General features: G+C 56.0%; 12 protein-coding genes and 1 pseudogene. 9 read left to right on the top strand and 4 right to left on the bottom strand.

The window, feature by feature from the left end; all coding sequences use genetic code 11:
• Window positions 1-18: 18 nt before the first annotated feature.
• The 8 genes from iscU (at window position 19) to sseB (ending at window position 5,953) form a co-directional block, all read left to right on the top strand.
• Window positions 19-405 (top strand): Fe-S cluster assembly scaffold IscU, encoded by a 387-nt coding sequence (gene iscU, locus ACT9TW_RS22385; RefSeq protein WP_005120408.1) that lies wholly within the window; start codon window positions 19-21, stop codon window positions 403-405.
• 13 nt (window positions 406-418) lie between these two features.
• Complete coding sequence (iscA, locus tag ACT9TW_RS22380) at window positions 419-742, top strand: iron-sulfur cluster assembly protein IscA (protein ID WP_014071348.1); 324 nt, start codon at window positions 419-421, stop codon at window positions 740-742.
• A 77-nt stretch (window positions 743-819) separates the two neighbouring features.
• Window positions 820-1,335, top strand: coding sequence for a co-chaperone HscB (hscB, locus tag ACT9TW_RS22375; protein ID WP_446493738.1), 516 nt, complete (start codon window positions 820-822; stop codon window positions 1,333-1,335).
• 15 nt (window positions 1,336-1,350) lie between these two features.
• The gene (hscA, locus tag ACT9TW_RS22370) at window positions 1,351-3,201 is read left to right on the top strand and encodes a Fe-S protein assembly chaperone HscA (protein ID WP_446493737.1); all 1,851 of its coding nucleotides are present in this window, start codon (window positions 1,351-1,353) and stop codon (window positions 3,199-3,201) included.
• Between the two features lies 1 nt (window position 3,202).
• Window positions 3,203-3,538 carry an ISC system 2Fe-2S type ferredoxin gene (fdx, locus tag ACT9TW_RS22365; protein ID WP_014071345.1) on the top strand — a complete coding sequence of 112 codons (336 nt, stop codon included), beginning with the start codon at window positions 3,203-3,205 and terminating at the stop codon, window positions 3,536-3,538.
• A 1-nt stretch (window position 3,539) separates the two neighbouring features.
• A complete protein-coding gene (iscX, locus tag ACT9TW_RS22360) occupies window positions 3,540-3,740 on the top strand; it encodes a Fe-S cluster assembly protein IscX (protein WP_446493736.1) in 201 nt (66 codons plus the stop codon).
• 53 nt (window positions 3,741-3,793) lie between these two features.
• Window positions 3,794-5,080 carry an aminopeptidase PepB gene (gene pepB, locus ACT9TW_RS22355; RefSeq protein WP_446493735.1) on the top strand — a complete coding sequence of 429 codons (1,287 nt, stop codon included), beginning with the start codon at window positions 3,794-3,796 and terminating at the stop codon, window positions 5,078-5,080.
• 96 nt (window positions 5,081-5,176) lie between these two features.
• Window positions 5,177-5,953, top strand: coding sequence for an enhanced serine sensitivity protein SseB (gene sseB, locus ACT9TW_RS22350; RefSeq protein WP_446493734.1), 777 nt, complete (start codon window positions 5,177-5,179; stop codon window positions 5,951-5,953).
• Window positions 5,954-5,971: 18 nt separating this feature from the next.
• On the opposite strand, the gene ACT9TW_RS22345 is transcribed toward sseB, so the two are convergent.
• From ACT9TW_RS22345 to ACT9TW_RS22330, 4 genes and pseudogenes are all read right to left on the bottom strand, one after another.
• Window positions 5,972-6,742, bottom strand: coding sequence for a MurR/RpiR family transcriptional regulator (locus ACT9TW_RS22345; protein ID WP_446493733.1), 771 nt, complete (start codon window positions 6,740-6,742; stop codon window positions 5,972-5,974).
• Window positions 6,742-7,587 (bottom strand): 3-mercaptopyruvate sulfurtransferase, encoded by an 846-nt coding sequence (gene sseA, locus ACT9TW_RS22340; protein WP_446493732.1) that lies wholly within the window; start codon window positions 7,585-7,587, stop codon window positions 6,742-6,744. The genes ACT9TW_RS22345 and sseA overlap by 1 nt, the downstream gene beginning before the upstream one ends.
• 70 nt (window positions 7,588-7,657) lie before the next feature.
• On the bottom strand, window positions 7,658-9,043 hold the full coding sequence (locus tag ACT9TW_RS22335; RefSeq protein WP_446493731.1) for a 6-phospho-alpha-glucosidase: 1,386 nt from the start codon (window positions 9,041-9,043) through the stop codon (window positions 7,658-7,660).
• A 12-nt stretch (window positions 9,044-9,055) separates the two neighbouring features.
• A pseudogene (locus ACT9TW_RS22330) lies at window positions 9,056-10,599 on the bottom strand (PTS transporter subunit EIIC).
• Window positions 10,600-10,884: 285 nt separating this feature from the next.
• Between ACT9TW_RS22330 and ACT9TW_RS22325 the strand changes: the two are divergent.
• On the top strand, window positions 10,885-15,846 hold the full coding sequence (locus tag ACT9TW_RS22325) for an alpha-2-macroglobulin family protein (RefSeq protein WP_446493730.1): 4,962 nt from the start codon (window positions 10,885-10,887) through the stop codon (window positions 15,844-15,846).

The raw sequence follows: 15,846 nt of genomic DNA, 5'->3' as shown, positions 1-15,846 counted from the left end.
CATAAGGAGAATTCAATCATGGCATACAGCGAAAAAGTTATTGATCATTACGAGAACCCACGCAACGTTGGCTCTTTTGACAACAGCGATGAATCCGTAGGTAGCGGCATGGTCGGTGCACCGGCGTGTGGCGATGTGATGAAGTTGCAGATTAAAGTCAACAATGAAGGTATCATTGAAGACGCGCGCTTCAAGACCTATGGCTGCGGTTCTGCTATTGCGTCCAGCTCACTTGTGACCGAGTGGGTAAAGGGCAAGTCTCTGGACGAAGCACAGGCAATCAAAAACACCGATATTGCTGACGAACTCGAACTGCCGCCGGTGAAAATTCACTGCTCTATCCTGGCAGAAGACGCGATCAAAGCCGCTATTGCGGATTACAAAAGCAAACGTGAAGCAAAATAATTGAGGTTTGAGTATGTCGATTACCCTTAGCGACAGCGCTGCCGCGCGAGTAAGCGCCTTCCTGGCGAACCGTGGTAAAGGCTATGGCCTGCGACTGGGCGTACGTACCTCCGGCTGTTCTGGTATGGCTTACGTACTGGAGTTTGTTGATGAACCGGCGTCTGACGACACCGTGTTTGAAGACAAGGGCGTGAAGGTGGTGGTCGATGGCAAGAGCCTGCAATTCCTCAATGGCACTCAGCTGGACTTTGTAAAAGAAGGCCTGAACGAAGGGTTCAAATTCACGAACCCGAACGTAAAAGACGAGTGCGGTTGCGGCGAAAGCTTCCACGTTTGATCGTGCGTCATCCGATGAACCCCACCGCAGGAATCTGTGCGTGGGGTTTGTTTTAATCGGCTACCCCTGAGATTGTTATGGATTACTTCACCCTCTTCGGATTACCCGCTCAGTACACTGTCGATATTCCGGCCCTGACGATCCGTTTTCAGGATCTGCAACGTCAATATCACCCGGATAAATTCGCCAGTGGTACTCAGTCAGAGCAATTGGCGGCCGTGTCTCAATCTGCGACCATCAATCAGGCCTGGCAGACGCTGCGTAATCCGTTAACCCGCGCAGAGTACTTACTCTCTCTTCACGGATTTGATCTGGCGAGCGAACAACACACCGTACGCGATACCGCATTCCTGATGGAACAGCTGGAGCTGCGTGAAGAGCTGGACGAGATTGACCAGGCGAAAGACGAAACCCGGCTGTCGCGTTTTATCAAACGTGTCAAAGAGATGTTTGATACCCGCCATCAGCAGATGGTTGAACAATTGAATAACGAGACATGGGACGTAGCGGCGGACACAGTACGCAAGCTCCGTTTTCTCGATAAACTGCGAAGCAGCGCTGAACAACTCGAAGAAAAGCTGCTCGATTTTTGATTCTGGAAGCTCAACATGGCCTTATTACAAATTAGTGAGCCTGGTTTAAGTGCTGCACCGCACCAGCGTCGTCTGGCGGTGGGCATTGATTTAGGTACCACCAATTCCCTCGTGGCGACCGTGCGTAGCGGCCAGGCTGAAACGCTGGCTGACGCAGACAGCCGCCATTTGCTGCCATCTGTGGTCCACTATCATCAGCAGGGCCACACGGTCGGCTACGATGCGCGTGCTAACGCCGCCCGCGATCCGGTCAACACCATCATCTCTGTTAAGCGCATGATGGGTCGCTCTCTGGCGGATATCCAGAGCCGCTACCCGCACCTGCCTTATCAGTTCCAGGCAAGTGAAAATGGCTTGCCGATGATCGCCACCACCGCCGGTTTACTGAACCCGATTCGTGTGTCTGCGGATATCCTCAAAGCGCTGGCGGCCCGCGCCACAGCTACGCTTGAAGGCGAACTGGATGGCGTGGTGATTACCGTTCCAGCCTATTTTGACGATGCACAGCGCCAGGGCACCAAAGACGCTGCGCGTCTGGCTGGCCTGCACGTATTGCGTCTGCTGAACGAACCGACTGCCGCTGCCATTGCCTATGGCCTGGATTCCGGTCAGGAAGGGGTGATTGCGGTATACGATTTGGGTGGCGGGACGTTTGATATCTCCATTCTGCGCTTAAGCCGTGGTGTATTTGAAGTACTGGCCACCGGCGGTGATTCTGCGCTCGGCGGTGATGATTTCGATCACCTGCTGGCGGAGCACATTCGCGAGCAGGCGGGCATTACCGATCGTAGCGACGCGCGCGTTCAGCGTGAACTGCTGGATGCGGCGGTTGAAGCCAAAATTGCACTGAGTGACGCCCAGGCTGTCACCGTGAATGTCGCGGGCTGGCAGGGTGAAATCACCCGTGAACAGTTTAATGATCTGATTACCTCTCTGGTAAAACGCACGCTTCTGGCCTGCCGCCGCGCGCTGAAAGACGCGGGCGTCGAAGCGGAAGAGGTACTTGAAGTGGTCATGGTGGGTGGTTCCACCCGTGTGCCGCTGGTACGTGAACGCGTGGGTGAATTCTTTGGCCGCACGCCGCTAACCTCCATCGACCCGGACAAAGTGGTCGCTGTGGGCGCCGCAATTCAGGCTGATATTCTGGTCGGCAACAAGCCGGACAGCGAAATGCTGCTGCTGGACGTCATTCCGCTCTCCCTGGGGCTGGAAACGATGGGCGGCCTGGTAGAGAAAGTGATCCCGCGTAACACCACCATTCCGGTGGCGCGTGCGCAGGAGTTCACCACCTTCAAAGATGGCCAGACCGCGATGTCTATCCACGTGATGCAGGGCGAACGCGAACTGGTGCAGGATTGCCGTTCTCTGGCGCGCTTTGCCCTGCGCGGTATTCCGGCGCTGCCTGCGGGTGGAGCGCACATTCGCGTGACCTTCCAGGTGGATGCGGACGGCCTGCTGAGCGTCACGGCGATGGAAAAATCGACCGGTGTTGAATCGTCCATCCAGGTGAAGCCGTCTTACGGCCTGACCGATGGAGAAATCGCGACCATGATTCAGGATTCAATGAGCTACGCCGAACAAGACGTGAAGGCGCGAATGCTGGCTGAACAGAAAGTTGAAGCCGCGCGCGTGCTGGAAAGCCTGGTTGGCGCACTCACTGCCGATGCCGCGCTGTTAAGCGCCGCTGAGCGTCAGGTGATCGACGACGCTGCCGAGCACTTACGTGCCGTAGCGCAAGCCGATGACGCTGATGCAATAGAAGAAGCCATTAAAAACGTTGATAAACAAACCCAGGACTTCGCCGCTCGCCGCATGGACAAATCTGTCCGCGTCGCGCTGAAAGGCCAGTCCGTGGACGAGGTTTAATATGCCAAAGATTGTTATTTTGCCTCATGCGGACCTCTGTCCGGATGGCGCTGTTCTGGAAGCGAAGACCGGTGAAACCATTCTCGACGTTGCCCTGCGTAACGGTATCGAAGTGGAACACGCCTGTGAAAAATCCTGTGCCTGCACCACGTGTCACTGCGTTGTGCGTGAAGGTTTTGACTCTCTTGCTGAGAGCACCGAAGACGAAGACGACATGCTGGATAAAGCATGGGGTCTGGAGCCAGACAGCCGTTTAAGCTGCCAGGCACTGGTGACCGACGAAGATCTGGTCGTGGAATTCCCACGTTACACCATCAACCACGCACGCGAGCATTAATATGGGACTGAAGTGGACAGACAGCCGTGAAATCGGCGAAGCGCTCTACGACGCGAACCCGGATCTCGATCCAAAGACCGTACGATTCACCGACATGCACAAGTGGATCTGCGATTTAGAGGATTTTGACGACGATCCAAACGCATCCAATGAAAAAATTCTGGAGGCGATTCTGTTAGTCTGGTTAGATGAAGCAGAGTAAATCACTTAACGGGCTGCCTTCAGGCGGCCCGTTTGCTAATAAGGATAAATAAAATGACCGAAGCGATGAAGATTACGCTCACCACACAGCCTGCTGACGCACGCTGGGGCGAGAAAGCCACCTACAGCATCAACAACGACGGCATTACCCTGCACCTGACAGGCAAAGATGATTTGGGCCTGATCCAGCGCGCCGCGCGTAAAATTGACGGCCTGGGCATTAAACATGTTTCTCTGGACGGCGAAGGCTGGGATATCGATCGCAGCTGGGCGTTCTGGGCAGGTTACAAGGGTCCGAAAGGCACCCGTAAAATTGAGTGGGCAAACCTCGATGAAGCCGGCCAGAAAGAGCTGGAAAGCCGTCTGACCATTATCGACTGGGTGCGTGACACCATCAACGCCCCGGCTGAAGAATTAGGCCCGGAGCAGTTGGCGCAGCGCGCGGTTGACCTGCTGTGCGGCGTGGCGGGTGACAAAATGTCTTACCGCATCACCAAAGGCGAAGATCTGCGCGAGCAGAACTACATGGGTATTCATACCGTGGGCCGCGGCTCTGAGCGTCCCCCTGTGCTGCTGGCGCTGGATTACAACCCAACCGGCGACAAAACGGCACCCGTCTTTGCCTGCCTGGTTGGCAAAGGTATTACCTTCGATACCGGCGGTTACAGCCTGAAGCAGAGCGCATTCATGGATTCCATGAAATCCGATATGGGCGGTGCGGCGACCATTACCGGCGCGCTGGCGTTTGCTATCACCCGTGGTCTGAACAAGCGCGTGAAGCTGTACCTGTGCTGCGCGGACAACATGGTGAGCGGCAATGCCTTCAAGCTGGGCGACATCATTCGCTACCGCAATGGCAAAAACGTCGAAGTGATGAACACCGACGCCGAAGGCCGTCTGGTGCTGGCCGATGGTCTGATCGACGCATCTGCCCAGAAACCCGAGCTGATTATCGATATGGCAACGCTGACCGGTGCGGCGAAAACCGCCCTGGGCAACGACTACCATGCGCTGTTCAGCTTCGATGACAAACTGGCTGCCCGCCTGCTTGCAAGCGCTGCCGCTGAGAAGGAGCCGTTCTGGCGTTTGCCGTTGGCTGAGTTCCACCGCAGCCAACTGCCGTCTAACTTTGCCGAGCTGAACAACACCGCAAGCGCGGCGTACCCGGCAGGTGCAAGCACCGCCGCAGGCTTCCTGTCTCACTTTGTTGAGAACTATCACGAAGGCTGGCTGCACATCGACTGCTCTGCAACGTACCGTAAAGCGGCAGTTGAGCAGTGGTCCGCAGGCGCGACCGGTCTGGGTGTGCGTACCGTGGCGAACCTGCTGACGGCTGAGTAATCTTTTTTGCCGGGTGGCGCTACGCTTACCCGGCCTACAAAACCCGTAGGCCCGTGCAAGCGTAGCGCCGCCGGGCAATTGTGAAGTAGCCAAACTATGTCCGAAACCAAAAACGAATTAGAAACCCTGCTGGAACAGGCGGCGACCGAGCCCGCGCATCGTCCGGCATTTTTCCGCACCTTGCTGGAATCCACCGTCTGGGTGCCAGGCACGGCGGCGGAAGGTGAGCAGGTTGTTGAAGACAGTGCGCTGGATCTGCTGCACTGGGAGAAAGACGACGGCACCTCTGTTATCCCGTTCTTCACCTCTCTTGAAGCACTCCAGGAAGCGGTTGAAGACGAACAGGCATTTGTGGTGATGCCCGTGCGCACGCTGTTCGAAATGACGCTGGGTCAGACGCTGTTCCTGAACGCCAAACTGCCGACCGGAAAAGAGTTCACCCCGCGCGAAATCAGCCATCTGATTGGCGAAGAGGGCAACCCGCTCAGCACGCAGGAAGTGATTGAAGGTGGCGAAACGCTGCTGTTGTCTGAAGTGGCAGAACCGCCGGCGCAGATGATTGACTCCCTGACCACGCTGTTCAAAACCATCAAACCAGTAAAACGCGCGTTCCTGTGCTCCATTAAAGAGAGCGCGGACGAACAGCCAGTGCTGCTGATGGGTATTGAAGCCGACGGTGACATCGACGAGATCATTCAGGCTGCCGGAAGCGTGGCTACCGACACTCTGCCAGGTGATGAGCCGATTGATATCTGCCGTGTTGTGAAAGGTGAGAAGGGCATCAGCCACTTTATTACTGAACACATCACCCCGTTCTATGAACGTCGCTGGGGCGGTTTCCTGCGCGATCTTAAAACCAATCGCATTATCTGATAGCACTGGGGTGAGTACTCACCCCAGTGCTTCCAACAGCAGTAAATCCATCAACAGCACCAGATTAGACTCGAACGACGTCACGCCAGCGGCTTCTGCGGCGTAATGTACCGCTTCGTCATACAACGCGAAATGCAAATCCGCCATGCTCGCCAGCGTATTTGCAGAGGCGCGGGTAAAGGCCACCACCGTCATGCCAACGTTTTTGGCAATCCGCGCTTTATCCAGCACCTGTTCTGTTTCGCCACTGCGTGAGACGGCAATAAACACCTGATAACGAGCAGCGTTACTCAGAAAAATATTCCTGCTGTCGCCGGGCCCGGAAATAAAGGCCGTTTTGCCCAACACCTGCAATTTCTTGGTGAGGTACTCGGCAAAAAGATAAGAAAACCCGGCGCCGTAGAGAAAGAAACTCTCTTTCTGGCGCAACAGGTCGGCAAACTGCTGGCGTTTTTCTTGCGTAACCCACTGGAATGTCTGCTGATAATTCGCAATAAACTGGCTGAACAGGGCAGGCAATTCCGGGAGGTCATTCCTTTGCGCAGTAATGTGTGGCGTGTCTGAAAGAAGCTGTTTGCAGTGCCAGATAAACTCGCTAAAACCGCTAAACCCCAGTTTCTGGCACAGACGCATAATGGTGGCGGTAGAGACGAATGTCGCCTGCGCCAGCTCGCGCACCGTGATGTTACCCACCAGCAGCGGATGTTCTGTGAGGTGGGCGAGCACGCGATACTCCGCGCGGGTCAATGACTCCCCGCGCGTTAAGAGTGTTGTCAGGCGGTTATCCATTATTTGGCAGGTTCAACCGGCAGGTCGTCACGCGCGCCCCATTCGCTCCACGCGCCGTCATAGAGCGTCACATCGGCTGCACCAAGCGTGGCGAGCGCCAGAATGACCACGCAGGCCGTTACGCCGGAGCCGCAGCTGGCAATAATAGGGCGGCGTAAATCCACGCCCGCACGGTCAAAAATGGCGCGCAGTTCGTCGGTGGTTTTGAGCTCACCTTCAAACACTAAATCACCCCAGGGAACGTTCAGAGCGCCTGGAATATGGCCGCGCTTTAACCCCGGACGCGGTTCATCCGCTTCGGCGTTGAAACGCGGTGCAGGGCGAGCATCGATGATTTGCGCTGTTTTTTCATGGCTAACGACCAGCACATCGGTCAGACGTTTCACCACGTGAGCGTCGAAGGTGGCATCGAACTCGCCTTCCGGCAACGTCACGTCGCCCTGCTGGAGCGGCAGCTCGTCGCGCTTCCAGCCCGCAAGGCCGCCCGCCAGAATCGAGACGTTTTCCACGCCGAAGTTTTTCAGCATCCACCACGCGCGCGGCGCCGAGAAGAGGTTACCTTCGTCATAAACAACGAGGTGTTTGTCTTTGCTGACGCCCAGCTCGCGCATTGCAACGGAGAAGGCTTCCGGGCGTGGCAGCATGTGCGGCAGGGGAGAAGTGTGGTCAGAGAGGGCTTCGATATCAAAAAATACCGCGCCAGGCAGATGCCCAGCGCGGTACTCACCGGGAACGTCGCGATGCTCTTGCCCCGGAGGGGCCATACGTGCGTCTATAATCTGGACTTCCGGGTCGTCGCTGTGTTCAATCAACCAGTCGGCGGCGACAAAATATGAGGTGGACATGGGTGCCTCCATTCTTTTCCGTAAAAAAGGATTGTCGGTGTTTTTTCTGACACCGACAAGCACACCACGTTCAACTCGCGAGCAACGCCTTATTTTTCACCGCTTCGCCGTTATTCCAGGCTTTTTGCAGCGCAGGCCAGTAATCACGGTTAGCCTCTATCATCTCATCGAGAATCGCTTTTGCATGTTCCATAGTGGGCACGGTACGGTTCAGGGTGAATGCCTGCAACGCTTTTTCATAGTTGCCCTCTATAGTGGCTTCCACCAGCAACTGTTCAGAAGCCAGCTGCTGTTGCAGTAACGTCTGGTGGAACAGCGGTACCTGGCCCACGCGTATTGGCTCTGGCCCTTCTGAGGTGATATAGGCTGGCACTTCCACCACGGCATCGTACGGCAGATTAGTAATCGCCCCGCGGTTTTCCACCATCACCAGATGGCGGCTCCGCAGGTTAAAGGCCAGCGAGCAGGCAACATCAACAATGAATTCACCGTGCACACCAACGTGGAAGGCATCCGACAGTACGCCGGTGCGCTTGTACTCTTCTGCGGCCGCGAACAGCTTCTTCTCGCGCCCGTTCATCACTTCGTTAGCGCGGGTGTATTCAGGGTTCTGGTGCTCGACAATCTGGTTCGGCATCAGGTAGTACTGCAGATACGGGTTCGGCAGATACTCCGGGAAATTGTCCATGATCGGTTTGATGTTGCGCCAGGTTTTTACCCATGAAGGATCGGAATGCTGCGGGTCGGTTTTCGCGGCATCTTCCGTCAGCAGACCAAACTTCGCGATATGTCGACGCAGTTCCGGCAGCTTGTCTTCGCCATCCACCAGCACGCGGGTAAACCAGCCGAAGTGGTTCAGACCAAAGTAGTCCACCTCCAGCTTGTGGCGATCGACACCCAGAATCGCCCCCATATTACGCATCGCGGCCACCGGCATATCGCAGATGTTCAGCACGCGGGCGTTCGGACGCAGACGACGCACGCCTTCCGCGACGATCGCCGCCGGGTTGGAGTAATTTACGATCCACGCTTTTTCATGCGCGTAGCGATCCACCAAATCGATAAGCTCCACCATCGGCAGGATGGTGCGCAGGCCGTACGCCAGCCCGCCAGGGCCGCAGGTTTCTTGCCCAACCACGCCGTGACGCAATGGGATCTTCTCATCCTGCTCGCGCATTTTGTACTGGCCAACGCGCATCTGGGCGAAGACAAAATGTGCGCCGCTGAAAGCCACTTCCGGATCGCTGGTGACGGTAAATTTAATGCTCTGGCTGTGGTCGCGAATAACCTTCTCCACCACCGGCGCAATGGTGTTCTGACGCGCGTCGTCAATATCGTAGAGGCGTATTTCTGCCAGCGGGAAATCCTGCAGGCGTACCATCAGGCTTTTCACGATGCCCGGCGTGTAAGTGCTGCCGCCACCGGCAATAGAGAGAATAAACGGGGGTTTAAACATCTTTAGCTCCTTTCAGAGAAACGTCTCAACGGCTTCTCGCATTTTTTTGACATGCAGCCCGTAGACCACCTGAACGTTGTTACCTTGTTTGATAATCCCTTTCGCGCCGGTCGCCTTGAGGCGCGGTTCGTCAATGATCTCGACATTCTTCACCGTGACGCGTAAGCGGGTGTAGCAGTTATCTACCACTTCAATATTTTCTCGTCCGCCAAGACCCGACACGATGGATCCCCCAGGCCCTCATTGTTCCCCTTCGCCTGATACTCGTGTTTGCTGTAGAGCCGTGTTTCCTGCTCGTCATCTTCACGGCCTGGCGTCTTCATGTTGAAACGCAGGATCAGGAAGCGGAACACCACGAAGTAGAGCGCGAACATAATCAGCCCAACCACGAGGTACATTGGCCAGTTGGATTTCTCTGTGCCGAGCGGCAGGTTGTAAAGAATGAAATCAATAATCCCGTTAGCGCCAATTGCATGAACGCCAAACAGCGAGAAGAGCATCATGCCGATGCCGGTCAGTACCGCGTGCACCACGAACAGGAGGGGGGCAACAAACAGGAACGAGAACTCAATCGGCTCGGTCACCCCCACCAGCAGAGAGGTCAGTGCGGCCGGGATAAGAATCGCTTTTGCCGCAGCCTTGCGTTCTGGCTTCGCGGTCATATACATCGCCAGCGCCGCCGCAGGCAGGCCAAACATCTTGCTGATGCCACGCGCATCCCACACTACCGTGCTGCTGAGCTGTTTCACCTGCGGGCAAGCCATCTCGGCAAAGTAGATATTGCGCGCACCCTGGTAGGTTGCACCGCAGACCTCTTGCGTCCCGCCCAGTTCGGTATACAGGAACGGCGTGTAAACCAGATGATGCAAACCGGTTGGCACCAGAATGCGTTCAAGGAAACCGTAAATGGCCACACCGAACGGACCAGAGTCTTTTATCACCAGCGCCAGGGTGCTAATGCCATGTTGGGCAAATGGCCAGAGTTCACTCATCACCACGCCGAGGAGCATGGACACAGGAAGCATCACAATAGCGACAAAACAGTGGCCGGAATAAATCGCCATCGCGCCATTAAACTGTACGCTGGCGTATTTGTTGTACAGGTAGCCGGAGAGCGCCCCGGTCAGGATCCCGGCAAAGACGCCCATCTCCAGTACCTGAACCCCCAGCACCATGGCTTGTCCGGCCGCTTTTATCTGGTCTGCCGGAGCAAGCTCGCCCTGCAGCTGCAGCGTGACGTTCATAGCATTGATAAACACCACAAAGGTCACCAGACCAATCAGGGCGGCGTAGCCTTTATCACGGGTCGCCAGGCCAATCGGGATACCCACGGCAAAGACCAGCGCCAGGTTAACCAGCACTGATACGGCAGATTTGGCGATAAGTTGACCCAGATTCTGGATTAATGGGTGGCCGAGGAATGGCAGATAGTCTGCAAGGTTACCGTTACCCAGCACGTTACCCAGGGCGATAAAAAGGCCGACAATCGGTAAGATAAGTACCGGTCCGTACAATGATTTTCCGAAATTTTGTAAGGCGTTCACGGCTCGTTTCATGGCTATCTCTCTTATTGAACCGCGCACTCGGTGTGCGTCTTGGGCCTTAAACTAGCAGGCAACTGGCGGGTTCATCCAGCTATCTGCTTGTTTTAAAAACAAATGACGCGAAAGGTAACATGTGACGTTTGATGGTGTGATCGGCGTTGCAGCACCGGTTGTGAGGTATCACCTCTTTGCGAGGTGCTTTCCAGAATCTCAATTTAGACTTTTTGTATTAATGAAACTTGCGGATAATACTTACTCGGATGACGACCAACAGGCTCAATGGGCCAGGGATAAAGGATGAAACCGTTCCGCTTAGCCGCGATCTCACTCGCGCTGCTTACCGCTTTTACGCTTGTCGGCTGTGATAACAGCGACGAAAAACCACAGGCTTCGGCCCCGGCACCTTCTGCAACCGCCAGTTCATCGAAAGAGAACACTCCGGTAAAACCCGATAGCGCGCAACTGGCGAAGCTGGCGTCTGCCAGTCAGGGTAAACCTCTCACCTTACTGGATGCCTCTGAAATCCAGCTCGACGGAGCGGCTACGTTAGTTCTGACTTTCTCTGTCCCGCTCAATCCCGATCAGGATTTTGCGCGTACCGTTCATGTCGTTGATAAGAAAAGCGGTAAAGTGGATGGCGCATGGGAGTTGGCGCCCAATCTGAAAGAGCTGCGCTTGCGTCACCTCGAGCCGAACCGCAATCTGGTGATTACCGTCGAACGCGACCTGCTGGCGCTGAACAAAGCCACATTTGGCATCGATTACGAAAAAGCGATCACCACCCGGGATGTCGAACCGACGGTCGGTTTTGCCAGCCGCGGCTCGCTTCTGCCAGGAAAAGTGGTGGAAGGGCTGCCGGTGATGGCGCTCAACGTCAACAACGTGGATGTGAACTTCTACCGCGTGAAGCCTGAATCTCTGGCATCGTTTGTCAGCCAGTGGGAATACCGTAACTCGCTCACCAACTGGGAGTCTGACAATCTGCTCAAAATGGCCGATCTGGTCTATACCGGCCGTTTTGATCTTAACCCGGCGCGAAACACGCGCGAAAAACTGCTACTGCCCCTGAGTGATATCAAACCGCTGCAACAGTCTGGCGTGTATATCGCCGTGATGAACCAGGCGGGACATTACAACTACAGCAATGCGGCCACCCTGTTTACCCTGAGCGACATTGGTCTGTCCGCTCACCGTTATCATAATCGCCTCGATATCTTTACCCAGAGCCTGGAAAACGGCGCGGCACAGTCCGGTATTGAGGTCGCATTACTCAATGATAAAGGGCAGACGCTGGCGCAAGGCACCAGCGATGGTGACGGACACGCCAGACTGGAGACTGATAAAGAAGCCGCGTTAATACTGGCGCGAAAAGACGGGCAGACAACCCTGCTCGACCTGAAACTTCCGGCGCTGGATCTGGCTGAGTTTGATATCGCCGGCGCGCCTGGTTACAGCAAACAGTTCTTTATGTTTGGCCCGCGCGATCTCTATCGCCCGGGTGAAACCGTTATTCTCAACGGCCTGCTGCGTGACAGTGACGGTAAGCCATTGCCTGCACAACCGGTCAAACTTGATGTGCTGCGCCCGGACGGGCAGGTTGCGCGCACCCTGGTGGTTCAGCCGGAAAACGGTTTGTATCGCTTTACCTATCCGCTGGACAGCGGGGCGCAAACCGGTATGTGGCATATTCGCGCCAATACCGGCGATAACCTGCAACGGATGTGGGATTTCCACGTCGAAGATTTTATGCCGGAGCGCATGGCGTTAAATCTCTCAGGGCAAAAAACGCCGGTTTCCCCGGCTGATGACGTCAGATTTGATGTAACGGGTTATTACCTCTATGGCGCACCCGCCAACGGAAACAGCCTGCAAGGTCAGCTATTCCTGCGTCCTCTGCGTGAGGCCGTATCGGCACTGCCGGGCTTCCAGTTCGGGGATATCGCTGAAGAGAACCTGACGCGTAGCCTGGATGAAGTACAGCTCACGCTTAACGAGCAGGGCCGGGGTGAGGTATCAGCGGAAAGTCAGTGGAAAGAGGCGCACTCGCCGTTACAGGTGATCCTGCAAGCCAGCCTGCTGGAATCCGGCGGCCGTCCGGTGACGCGTCGCGCAGAGCAGGCCATCTGGCCAGCGCAAACCCTGCCGGGGATTCGCCCGGAGTTTGCCAGCAAAGCAGTGTATGACTACCGCACAGACACCACCGTCAATCAGCCTATTGTTGATGAAAACAGCAACGCCGGTTTTGATATCGTCTATGCCGATGCCAGTGGAGCGAAAAAAGCAGTTTCAGGGCTACAGGTTCGGCTTATCCGCGAACGCCGGGATTACTTCTGGAACTGGTCCGAAACGGACGGATGGCAGTCTCAATTTGATCAAAAAGATCTGGTTGAAGGTGAGCAATCACTCGATATCGCCGCCGATCAGACCGGTAAAGTGACCTTCCCGGTGGAGTGGGGCTCTTATCGTCTGGAGGTCAAAGCGCCAGATGATACGGTCAGTAGCGTGCGTTTCTGGGCCGGCTACAGCTGGCAGGACAACAGCGATGGTACCGGTGCGGCGCGTCCCGACCGCGTGACGCTGAAGCTGGATAAACCGGCCTATCAGCCTGGCGACACCATCAATCTGCACATTGCCGCACCTGCCGCAGGCAAAGGCTACGCGATGATTGAATCCAGCGAAGGGCCGCTGTGGTGGAAGGAAATCGATGTTCCGGCCAACGGTCTTGATCTGGCGATCCCGGTGGATAAAGCCTGGAAACGTCACGATCTTTATCTCAGCACGCTGGTGGTGCGTCCGGGCGATAAATCTAAATCGGCCACACCAAAACGCGCCGTTGGGCTGCTGCACCTGCCAATGGGGGACGAGAATCGTCGTCTGAATATTGCGCTCGATAATCCGCAAAAAATGCGCCCAAATCAGACGCTGTCGGTGAAAGTGAAAGCCAGCGTGAAAGAGGGCGCGGTACCGCAGAAAGTCAACGTGCTGGTTTCTGCGGTGGATAGCGGCGTGCTGAACATTACGGATTACGTCACGCCGGATCCGTGGCAGGCATTCTTCGGGCAGAAGCGTTACGGGGCAGATATTTACGATATCTACGGCCAGGTTATCGAAGGTCAGGGCCGCATGGCGGCGCTGCGTTTTGGTGGTGATGGTGATGAACTGAAACGCGGGGGTAAACCGCCGGTGAATCACGTCACCATTATTGCCCAGCAGGCACAACCCGTAGAGCTTGATGCCAATGGCGAAGGCACCATTACGATGCCGATAGGTGATTTCAACGGCGAATTACGTCTGATGGCGCAAGCCTGGACGGAAGACGACTTTGGCAGCAGCGAAAGCAAAGTTATTGTCGCGGCACCTGTTATCGCTGAGCTGAATACGCCACGCTTCCTCGCCAGCGGCGACACCTCCAGGTTAACGCTGGATGTGACAAACCTGACCGATCAGCCGCAGACCCTGAACGTCGCCTTAACGGCATCGGGCTTGCTAAGCCTGGAAAGCGCGCAGCCGCAGCCGGTTAAGCTGGCGCCAGGCGTGCGAACCACCCTGTTTATTCCGGTTCGGGCACTCGCTGGCTATGGCGATGGTGAAATTACCGCACAGGTGACGGGGCTGGCGCTTCCGGGGGAAACCTTCGCACCGCAGCAAAAAAGCTGGAAAATCGGCGTTCGTCCGGCGTTCCCGGCCCAGACGGTGAATACAGGAGCAATGCTGAACTCGGGTGAGTCCTGGACTGCACCTGCGCAGCATATCAATGGGTTATCCCCTGAAACCTTGCAGGGACAACTGCTGCTTAGCGGTAAACCACCGCTGAATCTGGCGCGCTATATCCGTGAGTTGCAGGCTTATCCGTATGGTTGTCTTGAGCAGACGACCAGTGGCCTGTTCCCGTCGCTGTATACCAATGCAGCACAGCTGACGGCGCTGGGCATTAAAGGGGATAGCGATGATAAGCGTCGTGCCGCGATTGACATCGGGATATCTCGTCTGTTGCAAATGCAGCGTGATAACGGCGGCTTTGCGCTCTGGGATAAAAATGGCCAGGAAGAGTACTGGCTCACCGCCTATGTGACCGATTTCCTGGTGCGTGCTGGCGAGCAGGGCTACAGCGTTCCGGCCGATGCCATTAATAATGCCAATAACCGCCTGCTGCGCTATTTGCAGGACCCGGGCATGATGTCAATTCGCTACAGTGACGATACTCAGGCCAGTAAATTTGCGGTACAGGCTTATGCAGCTCTGGTGCTGGCGCGTCAGCAAAAAGCGCCGCTCGGCGCATTGCGTGAGATCTGGGATCGCCACGGTCAGGCGGCGTCTGGATTGCCACTGATGCAGCTCGGCATGGCGTTAAAACTGATGGGTGATGCGCCACGTAGCCAGCAGGCGCTGGGCCTGGCCATCAAAACGCCGCGTAACGATAGCAAAAACTGGATGGCTGATTACGGTAGCGCGCTGCGCGATAACGCGCTGATGCTCTCCCTGCTGGAAGAGTACAAACTGCTGCCGGATGTGCAAAATACCTTACTGAACACGCTTTCTGAACAGGCCTTTAGCCAGCGCTGGCTCTCCACTCAGGAGAGCAATGCGCTGTTCCTGGCTGGCCGTTTATTGCCAACGCTGTCCGGTGCCTGGCAGGCCACGACCAGTCTGGCTGACAAACCACTCAGTGGCGACAATGCACAGGTGCAGAACGTCAATAGCGACCAGCTCGGTGCGTTGCAGGTGACCAACACCGGCACGACACCACTCTGGATCCGCCTTGATAGCACCGGATACCCGGAAAATGCGCCTCAGCCTTCATCCAGCGTATTGCAAATCGAACGACATATTCTGGCCACCGATGGCAGCACCAAATCGCTCTCCTCGTTGAAGAGTGGTGAGCTGGTGCTGGTATGGCTTGATGTGAAAGCCAGCCAGAACGTCCCGGATGCGCTGGTGGTTGATTTGCTCCCGGCAGGACTGGAGCTGGAGAATCAGAATCTGGCAAACAGCAGCGCCAGCTTGCAGGATAGCGGGAGCGAGGTGCAGAACCTGCTGACACAGATGCAGCAGGCGGATATTCAGCATATGGAGTTCCGCGACGATCGCTTCGTGGCGGCGGTTCCGGTCAGTGACGGCCAGCCGGTAACGCTGGTTTATCTGGCGCGCGCTGTGACGCCAGGGACCTATCAGGTGCCGGCCCCGATGGTGGAATCCATGTATGTTCCGCAGTGGCGGGCAACAGGTGCGGCAAGTGGCCCGCTGATTGTTGTTCCATAA

It is taken from the genome of Enterobacter sp. C4G1, assembly GCF_052886895.1.
This window is presented reverse-complemented; position numbering and strand designations above follow the sequence as displayed.